The following is a 16,073-nucleotide window of genomic DNA, read 5'->3' as shown; positions in this document are numbered from 1 at the left end:
CATGACATTGACCCGTCTGAAAAAATCCCGCGGGCTTTGGCTTGCGGGATTTCTTGTTTTAGCCTGGCTGGCGCTACTTGCCGCCGATCGCCTCTGGCCTCTGCCGCTTAAGGAAGTCACGCCTGCCTGCGTCGTGGTTGCCGAAGACGGTACCCCGCTGTGGCGTTTTGCTGATGCCGAAGGGATCTGGCGCTATCCCGTCACCATTGAAGACGTTTCCCCTCGCTATTTACAGGCGCTGATTCAGTACGAAGATCGCTGGTTCTGGGATCATCCCGGCGTCAATCCGCTGTCGGTAATGCGTGCCGCCTTGCAGGATCTTCGCGCCGGGCGTGTGATCTCCGGCGGCAGCACGCTCACTATGCAGGTGGCACGTTTGCTGGATCCTCATCCCCGTACGTTTGGCGGTAAAATCCGCCAGCTCTGGCGGGCAATTCAGCTTGAATGGCATCTCGATAAGCGGCAGATTCTGACGCTCTATCTCAACCGCGCGCCGTTTGGTGGCACGTTACAGGGCATTGGTGCAGCCAGTTGGGCCTATCTTGGCAAACCGCCGCAGCAGCTCAGTTATTCAGAAGCCGCTCTGTTAGCCGTTTTGCCTCAGGCTCCGAGCCGTTTGCGCCCGGATCGCTGGCCCGAACGAGCCCAGGCCGCGCGCGACAAAGTGCTTACGCGAATGCTGACGCAGAAGGTCTGGTCAGCAGAAGTGGTGAAGGAAGCCCGTCAGGAGCCGGTATGGCTTTTTCCACGGCAGATGCCGCAGCTGGCTCCGCTGTTCTCACGCCGCGTGCTGGCGAGCAGCCGCAGCGAAAAAGTCGTCACCACGCTTGATGCGTCGCTGCAGCGGCAGCTGGAAGAGCTGGCCCTGAACTGGAAATCTCGTCTTCCGCCACGAAGCTCTCTGGCGATGATCGTCGTCGATCACACCAATATGAAGGTACGCGGCTGGGTTGGTTCGGCCGATATCAGCGACGACAGCCGCTTTGGTCATGTCGATATGGTCAGCGCAGTGCGATCGCCTGGCTCGGTGCTGAAACCGTTTATCTATGGCCTGGCGATGGATGATGGTCTGATCCATCCTGCTTCGCTGTTACAGGATGTTCCACGTCGCTTCAGCGATTATCGGCCGGGAAACTTCGATAGCGGTTTCCACGGCCCGGTCAGCATGAGCGATGCGCTGGTGCGCTCCCTTAATTTACCCGCCGTACAGGTGCTGGAAGCCTACGGGCCGAAGCAGTTTGCCGCCCGCCTGCGCAACGCCGGGCTACCGCTTATTCTCCCGAGAGGTGCAGAGCCTAATTTATCGCTGATCCTCGGCGGGGCAGGCGCTCGCCTGGCGGATATTGCCGCCGCGTACAGCGCGTTTGCACGCCACGGGCAGGCCGGACGCCTGCGTTTGCTGGCGAGCGATCCGCTGATTGAGCGACCACTGCTTTCTCCGGGTTCGGCGTGGATTATTCGTCGGATTCTGGCCGGAGAAGATCAGCCGTTGCCAGATGGCTCATTGCCTGCGGTGGTGCCGCTGGCATGGAAAACGGGCACCAGCTACGGCTATCGTGATGCCTGGGCCGTGGGCATTAATGCACGTTACGTCATTGGCATCTGGACGGGGAGGCCGGACGGTACACCGGTGGTGGGGCAGTTTGGCTTTATCAGCGCCGTTCCGCTGCTGAACCAGGTCAGCAATATGCTGCTTTCTCGCGTCAGCCAGGCTAAAAATGGATTGCCTGCCGATCCGCGCCCGGCTTCGGTCAGTGCGGGCTCGATTTGCTGGCCGGGCGGACAATTTTTAGCTGCGGGTGACAGCAACTGCCGTCGTCGCTTGTCGACCTGGCTACTCGACAACAGCCAGCCGCCGACGCTGCTGTTGCCCGATCAGGATGGTTTGCGCGGCATTCGCTTCCCTGTGTGGCTGGATGCGCAGGGGCAACGCGTGGCGGCAGATTGTCCGGGGGCGAGCCAGACAACGCTGGATGTCTGGCCGCTGCCGCTTGAACCCTGGCTGCCGCCAGGTGAACGCCGCGCAGCCCGCTTGCCGGTGGCATCAAAAACCTGTCCGCCAATGCATCAGCAGGATCTGATCCCGCTGACGTTAACTGGCGTGCGGGAAGGGACAATCATCAAGCGCTTACCGGGTGAAAAGCAGGCCTCGCTGGCCCTGCAAACCCAGGGCGGAGAAGGGCGGCGCTGGTGGTTTGTGAACGGCGAGCCAACGAACAATAGCGGGCCGAATGCCACGCTTATGCTGGAGCACGCAGGGGAATATCAGCTGGTGGTGATGGATGAGGCTGGACAGGCCGTAGCGGCAAGCTTTACCCTGCAATAATGCATTTTCAGTGGCTTAGCAACGCGTGTTGCTAAAAGTCGTCTTATTTTAACAAAATGTTACCTTCATCCATATGCAGGGGCATTATTGCTCATTATAATGCGCGCCAGGTCATACAGTCGTATGCACAACAACAGAACAAAACAGAGGTTATCATGGCTATTGAACGTACTTTTTCCATCATCAAGCCAAACGCGGTGGCAAAAAACGTTATTGGCAGCATCTTTGCGCGCTTTGAAGCAGCAGGGTTCAAAATTGTCGGTACCAAAATGCTGCACCTGACCGTTGAGCAGGCTCGCGGTTTCTATGCGGAACACGACGGCAAGCCTTTCTTCGACGGTCTGGTTGAGTTCATGACCTCCGGCCCAATCGTCGTTTCCGTGCTGGAAAGCGAAAATGCGGTACAGCGTCACCGCGATCTGCTGGGCGCAACTAACCCGGCGAACGCACTGGCTGGCACTCTGCGTGCTGACTACGCGGACAGCTTCACCGAAAACGGCACTCATGGCTCCGACTCCGTTGAGTCCGCTAAGCGTGAAATCGCTTACTTCTTCGCAGAAGGCGAAGTTTGCGCGCGTACCCGTTAATCGGGCATTACACTTTATTTCGCTGATGTCGCGTGCAAACGTGGCATCCGTGCGCCAGAATTTGTACAATGCAACGCCCCCGGAAGAGCAGACCGCTCGCCGGGGCGTTTCTTTTTTCAACCCTCCAGGGGCCATAACGTGTAATAACGAGGCCGGAAAATATTATGTCTGAATTAGTTAACACCACTGAAGTCATCACGCCTGTCGTGCCGAATAAAAATGGCAAAATTAACCTGCTGGATCTGAACCGTCAGCAAATGCGCGAATTCTTTAAAGACATGGGCGAAAAGCCGTTCCGCGCAGACCAGGTGATGAAATGGCTGTATCACTATTGCTGCGATGACTTTGATGAGATGACGGACATCAATAAAGTCCTGCGCACGAAGCTCAAACAAGTGGCTGAAATCCGCGCACCGGAAGTGGTGGAAGAGCAGCGTTCTTCGGACGGCACCATCAAGTGGGCTATTGCCGTGGGCGATCAGCGCGTCGAAACCGTGTATATCCCGGAAGACGATCGCGCCACGCTGTGCGTATCTTCCCAGGTTGGTTGTGCGCTGGAGTGTAAATTCTGCTCTACGGCGCAGCAGGGCTTTAACCGTAACCTGCGCGTTTCAGAAATTATTGGCCAGGTCTGGCGTGCGGCGAAAATCATCGGCGCACAGAAAAAGACCGGCGTGCGCCCGATCACCAACGTGGTGATGATGGGTATGGGTGAGCCGCTGCTTAACCTGACCAACGTTGTTCCGGCGATGGAAATTATGCTCGACGATTTCGGTTTCGGCCTGTCCAAACGCCGCGTGACCCTTTCCACGTCTGGCGTTGTGCCTGCGCTGGACAAGCTTGGCGACGTGATTGACGTTGCGCTGGCCATCTCCCTGCATGCGCCAAACGATGAAATCCGTGACGAAATTGTGCCGATCAACAAAAAGTACAATATCGAAACGTTCCTCGCCGCCGTGCGTCGCTATCTGGAAAAATCTAACGCCAATCAGGGCCGTGTGACCATCGAGTATGTGATGCTCGACCACATTAACGACGGTACCGAGCATGCGCATCAGCTGGCTGAGCTGCTGAAAGACACGCCATGTAAGATAAACCTGATCCCGTGGAACCCGTTCCCTGGGGCACCGTATGGTCGCAGCTCCAATAGCCGTATTGACCGTTTCTCCAAAGTGCTGATGGGCTATGGTTTTACCACTATCGTGCGTAAAACCCGTGGCGACGACATCGATGCCGCCTGCGGCCAGCTTGCGGGCGACGTTATCGATCGTACAAAACGTACGATGCGTAAACGCATGCAGGGTGAACCGATCGCGGTGAAAGCTGTCTGACAGACCAGACGTCGCGCGCGTTTTTCGGCGTGGCGTCTAAAATGTACAGTGAATAACCGAAACGCACTGATCCAGTTAATAATTACGGTGCGTTTCCGCCCGGATTGAGGCAGTATGTAGCGGGGCAACAACGGGTTAGCCTTGGGGACTAAAAAGGTTAGCCGGGCGTGTTTACAGTGCTCGTCTGTTGATGGGCAATCGGATGTTTCGCGGTGCGGTATCTACCGCCACCAGAACCTTAAATTTACGTACCAGCAAGCTGTAGCGAATGAATACTGAAGCCACCCAAGATCCACAAACAGCACAAAGCACGGGAGCGCGTCTGCGTTATGCCCGTGAACAACTCGGACTCAGCCAGCAAGCCGTCGCTGAACGCTTATGCCTGAAGGTTTCCACGGTTCGTGATATTGAAGACGATAAGGCGCCTGCCGATCTTGCTTCAACGTTCCTGCGTGGCTATATCCGTTCCTACGCCCGCCTTGTTCATATTCCTGAAGAAGAGCTTTTACCTATTCTTGCCAAAGAAGTGCCGGTTCGCGCCGCGAAGGTGACAATGGGCCAGAACATGTCTTTGGGCAAACGTCGTAAGAAGCGTGACGGCTGGCTGATGAGTTTTACCTGGTTGGTTCTGTTTGTGGTGATTGGCCTGACGGGCGCATGGTGGTGGCAGAACCACAAAGCGCAGCAGGAAGAGATCACGACGATGGCGGATCAGTCCAGCGCCGAGCTGAATGCCAACGACAGCAGCAACAGTCAGTCTGTTCCGCTGGATACAAGCAGCTCACAGAGCCAGTCTCCGGATGCAACGGCGGATAATTCATCATCTGCTCCGGCGGCAGATGCGAACGTGCCAGCCGCAACGGCCCAGACAGCCCCAGCGCAAACGGCTCCGGCTACCGCACCAGACGCACAAAACAATGCCGTTGTTTCGCCTTCTCAGGCAAACGTCGACAATAACGCCACTGCAGCAGCAACGCCTGCGGCCCCGCTGCCAACCGATCAGGCAGGCGTCACCCCTTCGGCCAATCCGAACGCGCTGGTGATGAACTTCAACGCAGATTGCTGGCTGGAAGTCACTGATTCAACCGGCAAAAAGCTGTTCAGCGGACTGCAGCGTAAAGATGGCTCCCTCAATTTAGAAGGCCAGGCGCCGTACAAGCTGAAAATTGGTGCTCCGTCTGCTGTCCAGATTCAGTTCCAGGGTAAACCTGTCGACCTCAGCCGTTTTATCAGAACAAACCAGGTTGCGCGTCTGACCCTGAATGCCGAACAATCACCGGCCCAGGCTCAGTAACAGACGCGTAACGCGGGAGATTTTTCATGCATAACCAGGCTCCGATTCAACGTAGAAAATCCACGCGTATTTACGTTGGGAACGTGCCAATCGGCGATGGGGCTCCTATCGCCGTTCAGTCGATGACCAATACGCGCACCACCGATGTGGAAGCCACGGTCAATCAGATCAAAGCTCTTGAGCGCGTCGGCGCGGATATCGTCCGCGTATCGGTACCCACCATGGACGCTGCCGAAGCCTTTAAGCTCATCAAGCAGCAGGTCAGCGTGCCGCTGGTGGCTGACATCCACTTCGATTACCGCATCGCGTTGAAAGTCGCCGAGTATGGCGTGGACTGTCTGCGCATCAATCCGGGCAACATCGGTAACGAAGAGCGTATTCGCACTGTTGTCGATTGCGCCCGCGACAAAAACATCCCCATCCGCATCGGCGTGAACGCCGGCTCGCTGGAAAAAGATCTGCAGGAAAAGTACGGTGAGCCAACGCCACAGGCGCTGCTCGAATCCGCCATGCGTCATGTCGATCATCTCGATCGTCTGAACTTCGATCAGTTTAAAGTCAGCGTGAAAGCGTCTGACGTGTTCCTTGCCGTTGAATCCTATCGCCTGCTGGCGAAGCAGATCGATCAACCCCTGCATCTGGGGATCACCGAAGCGGGCGGCGCTCGTGCGGGATCGGTTAAATCGGCGATCGGCCTCGGCCTGCTGCTTTCCGAAGGGATCGGCGATACGCTGCGTATTTCGCTGGCGGCGGATCCTGTGGAAGAGATCAAAGTGGGCTTCGATATTCTCAAGTCGCTGCGTATTCGTTCCCGTGGGATCAACTTCATTGCCTGCCCGACCTGTTCGCGTCAGGAATTTGACGTGATCGGTACGGTGAATGCGCTGGAGCAGCGTCTCGAAGATATCATCACCCCAATGGATGTTTCCATCATTGGCTGCGTGGTGAACGGTCCGGGTGAAGCGCTGGTGTCCACGCTCGGCGTGACCGGTGGCAACAAGAAAAGCGGCCTGTACGAAGACGGCGTGCGTAAAGACCGCCTCGACAACGACGACATGATTAGCCAGCTCGAAGCGCGCATTCGCGCCAAGGCCAGCATTCTGGATGAAGCGCGTCGGATTGACGTTCAGGAAGTGGACGCAAAATAACGACTTGGGAAGCAGCCCGCTTCCCGTGTATGATTGAACCCGCGGCGCTACCTAAGCGTCTGGGTTCATTTTTGTATCTATAAAGAGAAAAAACGTGGCAAAAAACATTCAAGCCATCCGCGGCATGAACGATTACCTGCCGGGCGAAACCGCTCTGTGGCAGCGCATTGAAGGCACGCTGAAGCAGGTGCTCGGCAGCTACGGTTACAGCGAAATCCGTTTGCCGATTGTAGAGCAGACCCCGTTATTTAAACGCGCGATCGGCGAAGTGACCGACGTCGTTGAAAAAGAGATGTATACCTTTGAGGACCGTAACGGCGACAGCCTGACGCTGCGTCCTGAAGGCACTGCGGGCTGCGTACGCGCCGGCATTGAGCATGGTCTGCTGTACAATCAGGAACAGCGTTTGTGGTACATCGGCCCGATGTTCCGTCACGAGCGTCCGCAGAAAGGGCGCTATCGCCAGTTCCATCAGCTCGGTTGTGAAGTCTTTGGCCTGCAGGGGCCGGACATCGACGCCGAACTCATTCTGCTGACCGCGCGCTGGTGGCGTGCGCTGGGCATTTCCGAACACGTTCGCCTTGAGCTGAACTCCATCGGCTCGCTGGAAGCCCGCGCTAACTATCGTGAAGCGCTGGTGGCATATCTTGAGCAGTTCAAAGATAAGCTCGACGAAGACTGTAAGCGCCGCATGTACACCAACCCGCTGCGCGTGCTGGATTCTAAAAATCCGGACGTGCAGGCGCTGCTCGATAACGCACCCGCCCTCGGTGACTATCTTGACGAGGAATCTCGCGAGCATTTCTCTGGTCTGTGCGCCCTGCTGGACGACGCCGGAATTGCCTACACGGTCAACCAGCGCCTGGTGCGCGGCCTTGACTACTATAATCGTACCGTTTTCGAATGGGTGACCAGCAGCCTCGGCTCTCAGGGCACCGTTTGTGCGGGCGGCCGTTACGATGGCTTAGTCGAACAGCTTGGTGGGCGTCCAACGCCTTCCGTCGGCTTCGCGATGGGGCTTGAGCGTTTAGTTTTACTGGTTCAGGCCGTTAATCCGGAATTTAAAGCCGATCCTGTTGTCGATATATACCTGGTCGCTTCAGGCGCCGGTACTCAGTCCGCCGCGCTGCGTCTGGCTGAAGCACTGCGTGACCAACTGCCGGCCATCAAACTGATGACCAACCACGGCGGCGGTAACTTCAAGAAACAGTTTGCCCGTGCCGATAAGTGGGGCGCTCGCGTCGCGCTGGTGCTGGGTGAGTCAGAAGTGGCTGACCGCAATGTGGTGGTGAAAGATTTGCGCTCTGGTGAGCAGACGACTGTAACGCAGGACAGCGTTGCCGCGCATTTGCGCACACTGCTGGGCTAATCGCCCAGGATTATTATTCAGGAGAAGAACTGCGTGGAAGTCTACAGTAACGAAAACGATCAGGTCGACGCACTCAAAAGTTTCTTTGCTGAAAACGGCAAAGCGCTGGCGGTCGGCGTCATCCTTGGGATTGGTGCGCTGGTAGGCTGGCGCTACTGGACGTCCCATCAGGAAGACACCTCGCGTGAAAGCTCACAGGCTTATCAAAATGCGGTGACCAGCCTGAAAGCAGGCAAGCCTGAAACCTATGCTGCGGCAGAAAAAATCGCGGCCAATGAAAAGAACGCCTACGGCGCTTTTGCGGCACTTGAGCTGGCTCAGCAGTTTGTTGATGCCAACGAACTCGACAAAGCCGAAAAACAGCTGCAGCTGGGCCTGGCGGCAGCCTCTGATGACAACCTGAAATCGGTTATCAACATGCGTCTGGCCCGCGTTCAGCTGCAAATGAAACAGCCTGATGCCGCACTGAAAACCCTCGAAGGTATCAAAGGGGAAGGCTGGACAGCGATCGTTGCCGACTTGCGCGGTGAGATCCTGTTGAGCAAAGGCGATAAGCAAGGGGCTCGCGCCGCCTGGGAAGCAGGCGTAAAAAGTGATGCTTCACCAGCGCTCAGCGAAATGATGCGCATGAAAATGAATAATTTGTCCATCTGAGAGGGACCCGATGCAATTGCGTAAATTACTTTTGCCAGGACTGCTGTCTGTTACGTTATTGAGCGGTTGTTCACTGTTTAACAGCGAAGAAGACGTTGTCAAAATGTCCCCGCTGCCAACGGTTGAAAATCAGTTTACCCCGTCTACCTCCTGGAGCACTTCCGTAGGTGACGGTATTGGTGATTTCTATTCCAACCTGCACCCGGCGATGGCCGACAGCGTGGTGTACGCAGCGGACCGTAAAGGCACCGTGAAGGCGCTGCATGCGGAAAGCGGGAAAGAAGTCTGGTCTGTCAATCTGGCAGAGAAAGATGGCTGGTTCTCCCGTGCTCCGGCGCTGCTGTCCGGCGGTCTGACGGTGAGCGGCGGCCACGTTTATGTTGGCTCTGAAAAAGCGCAGGTTTATGCCCTGAATACCAGCGATGGTACCGTGGCATGGCAGACCCGCGTGGCCGGTGAGGCTCTGTCTCGCCCGGTTGTCAGCGACGGCATGGTATTGATTCACACCAGCAACGGTCAGCTGCAGGCGCTGAACGAAAGCGATGGCGCCATCAAATGGACCGTTAACCTCGATATGCCAGCACTTTCCCTGCGCGGTGAATCTGCACCCGCAACCGCGTTTGGCGCAGCCATCGTTGGCGGCGACAACGGTCGCGTGAACGCCGTGCTGATGCAGCAGGGTCAGCTCATCTGGCAGCAGCGTATTTCTCAGGCCACCGGGCCGACGGAAATCGATCGCCTGAGCGACGTTGACACCACTCCGGTGATTGTTAACGGCGTCGTGTATGCCCTGGCGTACAACGGCAACCTGACCGCGCTGGATCTGCGCAGTGGCCAGATCATGTGGAAGCGTGAACTTGGCTCGGTGAACGATTTTGTGGTCGACGGCAACCGTATCTATCTGGTTGATCAGAACGATCGCGTGCTGGCGTTAAGCACCGATGGCGGCGTGACGCTGTGGACGCAGAGCGATCTGCTGCACCGTCTGCTGACTTCGCCCGTGCTGTACAATGGCAGCCTGGTCGTTGGCGATAGCGAAGGGTATATGCACTGGATGAACCCGCAGGATGGCCGCTTCGTTGCCCAGCAAAAAGTGGACAGTTCCGGATTCCTGACCGATCCTGTGGTGGCCGAAGGCCAACTGCTGATTCAGGCGAAAGACGGTACGCTGTACTCCATTACGCGTTAAGTCTGTTCGCAGTCTGCATTGCAAACGGCTCCTGTTTAAGCAGGGGCCGTTTTACTGTTTTTAGATTTTAAGAGGCATTTATCATGGTACCTGTGGTCGCGCTTGTCGGGCGCCCTAACGTTGGAAAATCCACGCTGTTTAACCGTCTGACGCGCACGCGAGATGCGCTGGTCGCGGATTTCCCGGGTCTGACTCGTGACCGTAAGTACGGTCGTGCTGAAGTGGAAGGCCGCGAGTTTATCTGTATCGATACCGGCGGTATCGACGGCACGGAAGAGGGCGTGGAAACGCGTATGGCGGAACAGTCGCTGCTGGCGATTGAAGAAGCTGACGTGGTGCTGTTTATGGTTGATGCGCGCGCCGGGCTGATGCCTGCGGATGTGGCTATTGCTAAGCATCTGCGCTCGCGTGATAAAGCCACCTTCCTCGTTGCTAACAAAACGGACGGCATCGACCCGGATCAGGCGATGGCCGATTTCTGGTCTTTAGGCCTCGGTGATATTCATCCGATTGCCGCTTCTCATGGCCGCGGTGTGACCAGCCTGCTGGAACTCGCGCTGCTGCCGTACATGGACGAAATCTCCCCCGCTGAAGAAGTGGACGAAGACGCCGAGTACTGGGCGCAGTTTGAAGCAAATGAAAACGGCGAGGAAGCTGAGGAGCCTGAAGAGGCTTTCAATCCGCAGGATCTGCCGATTAAGCTGGCTATCGTTGGCCGCCCGAACGTGGGTAAGTCAACGCTAACTAACCGTATCCTTGGCGAAGACCGCGTCGTGGTCTACGACATGCCTGGCACCACGCGCGACAGCATCTATATCCCGATGGAGCGCGATGAGCGCGAATACGTGCTCATCGACACCGCCGGTGTGCGCAAACGCGGTAAAATCACCGATACCGTTGAGAAATTCTCGGTAATCAAAACGTTGCAGGCTATCGAAGACGCCAACGTGGTGATGCTGGTTATTGATGCCCGTGAAGGCATTTCCGATCAGGATCTCTCGCTGCTTGGCTTTATCCTCAATAGTGGGCGCTCACTGGTTATCGTGGTCAACAAGTGGGATGGTCTGAGCAACGACGTCAGAGAGCAGGTTAAAGAGACCCTCGATTTCCGTCTGGGCTTTATCGATTTTGCGCGTGTGCACTTCATTTCCGCTCTGCACGGCAGCGGCGTTGGCAACCTGTTCGAATCTGTACGTGAAGCGTATGACAGCTCAACCAGGCGTCAGAGCACTGCGATGTTAACCCGTATCATGAATATGGCGCAGGACGATCACCAGCCGCCGCTGGTTCGCGGCCGTCGCGTGAAGCTGAAGTATGCGCACGCCGGTGGCTATAACCCGCCGATTGTGGTGATTCACGGCAACCAGGTGAAAGACCTGCCGGATTCCTACAAGCGCTACCTGATGAACTACTTCCGCAAATCGCTGGACGTGATGGGCACGCCTATCCGTATCCAGTTCAAGGAAGGGGATAACCCGTTTGCGAACAAGCGCAATACCCTGACGCCGAACCAGATGCGTAAGCGTAAGCGCCTGATCAAGCACATCAAGAAAAGCAAGTAATCGCCGGTTCTGTACTGGCGAGGTACCTGCACTAACCCGCCTTATGGCGGGTTTTTTGTTTTCGAGGTTGATGATGAAATTTGGATTTATTGGTCTTGGGGCGGTGATCGAAACCGCCTATCTTCCTGCACTGAAGCGGCTTCATGTACCGCCCGAACATTGTTACGGCTTCGATGTGGATGCGTTCCGCGCGCCGGCGGGGATTCAGCGTTGTGAATCGCTGGATGCTCTACTGGCGATGAAGCCTGAAATGGTGCTTATCACAACGTCTTCTCTGTGGCATTTGCCCGTGCTGGAGCAGGTGCTCCGCTCTGAGGTGCCGCGTATTGTGGTAGAGAAACCCGTCGCGGCGACGCTGGAGCAGCTCGCTCACCTTCAGGCGCTACTGGCTGAGCCCGAAAATGCCACGCGTATTCTTGCACTTGATCACTGGATGGCGCGAGACGGCGTGGCACAACTTGTGCGCGGCGAAATTGAAAATGACTGGCAGCCAGAAGCGGGTGCTGCATTGGTTTCACCATTAATCGCCTCGCTTGCCGATATTGTTAAAATCGAGGGCTACTTACTGGAGCCCAGCGGATTTAACGATAAAGGCGAACCCGTTGCGCTGAATTTCGCCACCGGCGAGCCGGACACGCGCACGCTCAAACACCCGGACGGCGTTATAGTCGATATTGGCACTCATGTGCTGGCGATGATGCATGAGACGCTGGCAGTACTCGGTGCAGATAATCAGTTAGCGCTTACTTTAGTTGAGGCCAAAGACCGCCTGGGTCATCCGATTGCGAAAGGAGACTTTGCGACTGCCGAAGGGAGCGCCCATCTGCGAGGGCAACTTAGCGGTATTCCTCTGGAAATATGGCTGAACAAATATGCTGGGCCCGCCGGCGGGCAAAAAGGTATTCGCCTGTATCTGCGTGACGGCACCGTTTTGAGCCAGGATCGGCTCGGTGCGGGTGAAGTGCTGGAAATCTTGCAAGGTGAAAACGTTCATCGCTGGACGCTTAACGGCGCTGTTTATGAGCGTTGCCTGGCACGCTGCATCCTGGGTGAAAACAGCCTGTTTGTGCGTGCTCCCGAGCAGGTTAGCCACTTCACTCAGCGGCGCATTGCTGAAGTTACTGCCCTTCTGCAGCTACAGCAGCAACTGCGCGGCACGCATTAACCGTTGTGGTAAAATAATCGCAAACTATCAGGAGGTCACAATGGTGCTGAATTGTCCGGTTTGTCATGGCGCGCTGGAGCAGCAGAGCGGCCTGGGGCACTGCGCACACTGCCAGCAGGATTTCGCTCTGCAGGCACTCTGCCCGGAATGCCATAAGCCGTTAGAAGTGCTGAAAGCCTGCGGTGCGGTGGATTATTTCTGCCAGAACGGCCATGGGCTGATTTCGAAAAAGCGCGTGGAGTTTAAGCTGGTTTAAGCCGTTGTGCGTTTTGCCGGATGCGGCGCTAGCGCCTTATCCGGCCTACGACACTGCGCTTACCGGGCCGACGAAACTATCCTGAATTTTTTGTAGGCCGGGCAAACGGAGTGTCGCCCGGCAACGTTATGGTGCTTTGCGCGCCCGTGCTTTCTTCACCGCAGTCACTTTTGTCACTTCGCTTTCCACCACACCATCTTCCAGGCGGGTCGTGAGTTTATCTCCGGCGGTCAGCTGTTTCGTTTTCTTCACCAGCTTGCCGTCTGCTGCGGTGGTTACGCTGTAGCCGCGCGCCAGCGTCGAGAGAGGACTTACCGCTTCCAGATGCGTCACCGCATTCCCAAAACGTTCGCGCGTGGTGCTTAACTGTGTGCGAAGCGTCTGCGCCAGCCGATATTCCAGCTGCTGAATACGCGTCTGCGCACGATAAATACGAGGCTGAGGATTTTGCTGGTTCAGGCGCTGAGTGAGCCGTTGCTGGCGCTGAGACGTTTTCTTCAGCTGATTGTCGAGGGCAAAGCTCATCCTCTGGCGCAGCCTGTCGAGCACGGTTTGCTGGCGCGCCAGACGTAGCTGCGGATGCTGTTGCTGCAGACGATGATGCAGCAGGCTAAAGCGGCGATTACGGCCCGCGATGAAGTAATCCATCGCCATTTCCAGCCTCTGCTGTGCCGATTGCACCTGACGCAATAATTCCAGCTGATTACGGCTGACCATTTCGGCGGCAGCGGAGGGCGTTGGTGCCCGTAAATCGGCGACGAAATCCGCAATGGTTACGTCGGTTTCATGGCCGACGGCACTGACGACCGGAATGCGGCTGGCGAAAATTGCCCGCGCCACGCGCTCGTCGTTAAAGCTCCATAAATCTTCCAGCGAGCCGCCGCCGCGGCCAACGATCAGCACATCGCACTCTTCCCTCTGATTTGCCAGCTCAATGGCGCGAACAATCTGTCCCGGCGCATCTTCACCCTGTACAGAAGTGGGATAAATCACCACCGGCAGCGATGGATCGCGGCGTTTCAGCACGTGCAGAACGTCGTGCAGCGCGGCACCTGTTTTTGAGGTGATCACACCGACACGGTGCGCAGGAGAGGGAAGTTGTTGTTTGAACTGCTGATCGAATAACCCTTCGGCCGACAGCTTTGCCTTCAGCTGATCGTATTTTTGCTGCAGCAACCCTTCGCCAGCGGGCTGCATGCTTTCGACGATGATCTGGTAGTCGCCGCGCGGCTCATACAGCGTGATGTTGGCGCGGACCAACACCTGCTGGCCATGCTGTGGGCGAAACGTCACGCGACGATTGCTGTTGCGGAACATCGCACAGCGTACCTGGGCATTGTCGTCTTTGAGCGTAAAATACCAGTGGCCGGAAGAGGGCTGAGAAAAGTTGGAGATTTCGCCGCTGATCCACACTTGCCCCATCTCCTGCTCAAGCAGCAGACGCACCGTCTGATTCAGGCGGCTGACGGTAAAAACTGAGGGGGATTGAGAGGGTAACATGTGAGCGAGATCAAATTCTAAATCAGCAGGTTATTCAGTCGATAGTAACTTGCTCAGAGGCCAGCGCAAGTATTATTTGCAAAAAAGTGTGGATGCAACCGATTACGCTCTGTATAATGCCACGGCAATATTTATTAACCTCCAGGTAGAGATATTGCCCATGCTACGTATCGCCAAAGAAGCCCTGACGTTTGACGACGTCCTCCTCGTTCCCGCTCACTCCACCGTTCTGCCGAATACTGCCGATCTCAGCACTCAGCTGACCAAATCCATTCGTCTTAACATTCCTATGCTCTCTGCGGCAATGGACACCGTGACGGAAGCGCGTCTGGCCATCGCCCTGGCCCAGGAAGGCGGCATCGGCTTTATCCATAAGAACATGTCCATTGAGCGCCAGGCGGAAGAAGTTCGCCGCGTGAAGAAGCATGAATCCGGCGTCGTGTCTGACCCACAGACCGTGCTGCCAACGACCACGCTTGCTGAAGTTAAAGAGCTGACCGCACGTAACGGCTTTGCCGGTTACCCGGTTGTGACGGAAAGCAACGAGCTGGTCGGCATCATCACCGGTCGCGATGTGCGCTTCGTGACCGACCTGAACCAGCCTGTCAGTGTTTACATGACGCCGAAAGAGCGCCTCGTCACCGTGCGTGAAGGCGAAACCCGTGAAGTTGTGTTCGCTAAAATGCATGAAAAGCGCGTTGAGAAAGCGCTGGTTGTGGATGCGAACTTCCACCTGCGCGGCATGATTACCGTAAAAGATTTCCAGAAAGCAGAACGTAAGCCTAACGCCTGTAAAGATGAGCAGGGGCGTCTGCGCGTCGGTGCGGCAGTAGGCGCCGGTGCCGGTAACGAAGAGCGTGTTGACGCGCTGGTTGCGGCAGGCGTGGACGTGCTGCTGATTGACTCCTCTCACGGTCACTCTGAAGGCGTTCTGCAACGTATTCGTGATACCCGTGCGAAATACCCTGACCTGCAGATCATCGGCGGTAACGTGGCGACTGGCGCTGGCGCTCGCGCGCTGGCTGACGCAGGCTGCAGCGCAGTTAAAGTGGGTATCGGTCCAGGCTCTATCTGTACTACCCGTATCGTTACCGGCGTGGGCGTGCCGCAGATCACTGCTGTATCCGACGCGGTTGAAGCGCTGGAAGGTACCGGTATCCCGGTTATCGCTGACGGCGGTATCCGCTTCTCTGGCGACATTGCCAAAGCGATCGCCGCAGGTGCTGCCGCCGTTATGGTTGGCTCTATGCTCGCTGGTACCGAAGAATCCCCGGGTGAAATCGAACTCTACCAGGGCCGTTCTTACAAATCATACCGCGGTATGGGTTCCCTGGGCGCGATGTCCAAAGGCTCCTCTGACCGTTACTTCCAGACCGATAACGCTGCTGACAAACTGGTGCCGGAAGGTATCGAAGGTCGCGTTGCCTATAAAGGCCGTCTGAAAGAGATTATTCACCAGCAGATGGGCGGCCTGCGCTCCTGTATGGGCCTGACCGGCTGTGGTACCATCGACGCGCTGCGTACCAAAGCTGAATTCGTCCGCATCAGCGGCGCGGGCATTCAGGAGAGCCACGTTCACGACGTGACTATCACTAAAGAATCCCCGAACTACCGTCTGGGTTCTTAATCGTTTCCGCGCCCGGCTTATGCCGGGCGCTTTGATTTTGTTTCACTTGCCCTGGAATTACCGTC

At 56.5% G+C, this 16,073-nt stretch carries 13 protein-coding genes; 12 read left to right on the top strand and 1 reads right to left on the bottom strand.

Annotated features, from left to right (window positions below):
• Position 1 precedes the first annotated feature (1 nt).
• The 11 genes from pbpC to AB1287_RS10415 all read left to right on the top strand — a co-directional run bounded on the left by pbpC (position 2) and on the right by AB1287_RS10415 (position 12,881).
• Entirely contained in the window at positions 2-2,326 is a 2,325-nt protein-coding gene (gene pbpC / locus AB1287_RS10465; RefSeq protein ID WP_435617738.1) for a peptidoglycan glycosyltransferase PbpC, read from the top strand.
• Between the two features lie 155 nt (positions 2,327-2,481).
• On the top strand, positions 2,482-2,913 hold the full coding sequence (gene ndk / locus AB1287_RS10460) for a nucleoside-diphosphate kinase (RefSeq protein ID WP_312625027.1): 432 nt from the start codon (positions 2,482-2,484) through the stop codon (positions 2,911-2,913).
• A gap of 164 nt (positions 2,914-3,077) precedes the next feature.
• Positions 3,078-4,244, top strand: coding sequence for a bifunctional tRNA (adenosine(37)-C2)-methyltransferase TrmG/ribosomal RNA large subunit methyltransferase RlmN (locus AB1287_RS10455; protein ID WP_435617737.1), 1,167 nt, complete (start codon positions 3,078-3,080; stop codon positions 4,242-4,244).
• 268 nt (positions 4,245-4,512) lie between these two features.
• The gene (rodZ, locus tag AB1287_RS10450; RefSeq protein ID WP_435617736.1) at positions 4,513-5,538 is read left to right on the top strand and encodes a cytoskeleton protein RodZ; all 1,026 of its coding nucleotides are present in this window, start codon (positions 4,513-4,515) and stop codon (positions 5,536-5,538) included.
• A 26-nt stretch (positions 5,539-5,564) separates the two neighbouring features.
• Positions 5,565-6,686, top strand: coding sequence for a flavodoxin-dependent (E)-4-hydroxy-3-methylbut-2-enyl-diphosphate synthase (gene ispG / locus AB1287_RS10445; protein ID WP_435617735.1), 1,122 nt, complete (start codon positions 5,565-5,567; stop codon positions 6,684-6,686).
• Between the two features lie 94 nt (positions 6,687-6,780).
• A complete protein-coding gene (gene hisS / locus AB1287_RS10440; protein ID WP_435617734.1) occupies positions 6,781-8,055 on the top strand; it encodes a histidine--tRNA ligase in 1,275 nt (424 codons plus the stop codon).
• A 33-nt stretch (positions 8,056-8,088) separates the two neighbouring features.
• Positions 8,089-8,709, top strand: coding sequence for a YfgM family protein (locus AB1287_RS10435; protein WP_312625034.1), 621 nt, complete (start codon positions 8,089-8,091; stop codon positions 8,707-8,709).
• A 10-nt stretch (positions 8,710-8,719) separates the two neighbouring features.
• Positions 8,720-9,898: an outer membrane protein assembly factor BamB gene (gene bamB / locus AB1287_RS10430; protein WP_312625035.1), complete on the top strand. Its 1,179-nt coding sequence runs from the start codon at positions 8,720-8,722 to the stop codon at positions 9,896-9,898.
• Positions 9,899-9,981: 83 nt separating this feature from the next.
• Positions 9,982-11,460: a ribosome biogenesis GTPase Der gene (der, locus tag AB1287_RS10425; RefSeq protein WP_435617733.1), complete on the top strand. Its 1,479-nt coding sequence runs from the start codon at positions 9,982-9,984 to the stop codon at positions 11,458-11,460.
• A gap of 73 nt (positions 11,461-11,533) precedes the next feature.
• Positions 11,534-12,625: a Gfo/Idh/MocA family oxidoreductase gene (locus AB1287_RS10420; RefSeq protein ID WP_435617765.1), complete on the top strand. Its 1,092-nt coding sequence runs from the start codon at positions 11,534-11,536 to the stop codon at positions 12,623-12,625.
• Positions 12,626-12,665: 40 nt separating this feature from the next.
• Positions 12,666-12,881 carry a zinc ribbon domain-containing protein gene (locus AB1287_RS10415; RefSeq protein WP_435617732.1) on the top strand — a complete coding sequence of 72 codons (216 nt, stop codon included), beginning with the start codon at positions 12,666-12,668 and terminating at the stop codon, positions 12,879-12,881.
• Positions 12,882-13,007: 126 nt separating this feature from the next.
• On the opposite strand, the gene xseA is transcribed toward AB1287_RS10415, so the two are convergent.
• Positions 13,008-14,381 (bottom strand): exodeoxyribonuclease VII large subunit, encoded by a 1,374-nt coding sequence (gene xseA / locus AB1287_RS10410; RefSeq protein WP_435617731.1) that lies wholly within the window; start codon positions 14,379-14,381, stop codon positions 13,008-13,010.
• Between the two features lie 160 nt (positions 14,382-14,541).
• Here xseA and guaB point away from each other — a divergent pair, with 160 nt between their 5' ends.
• The gene (guaB, locus tag AB1287_RS10405) at positions 14,542-16,008 is read left to right on the top strand and encodes an IMP dehydrogenase (protein WP_312625042.1); all 1,467 of its coding nucleotides are present in this window, start codon (positions 14,542-14,544) and stop codon (positions 16,006-16,008) included.
• The last annotated feature ends 65 nt before the right edge of the window (positions 16,009-16,073 follow it).

The sequence above is a fragment of the Scandinavium sp. UTDF21-P1B genome (genome assembly GCF_040750395.1).
GTDB lineage: Bacteria > Pseudomonadota > Gammaproteobacteria > Enterobacterales > Enterobacteriaceae > Scandinavium.
The sequence above is the reverse complement of the archived record's forward strand: the minus strand, read 5'-3'. Positions and strand labels throughout refer to the sequence as shown.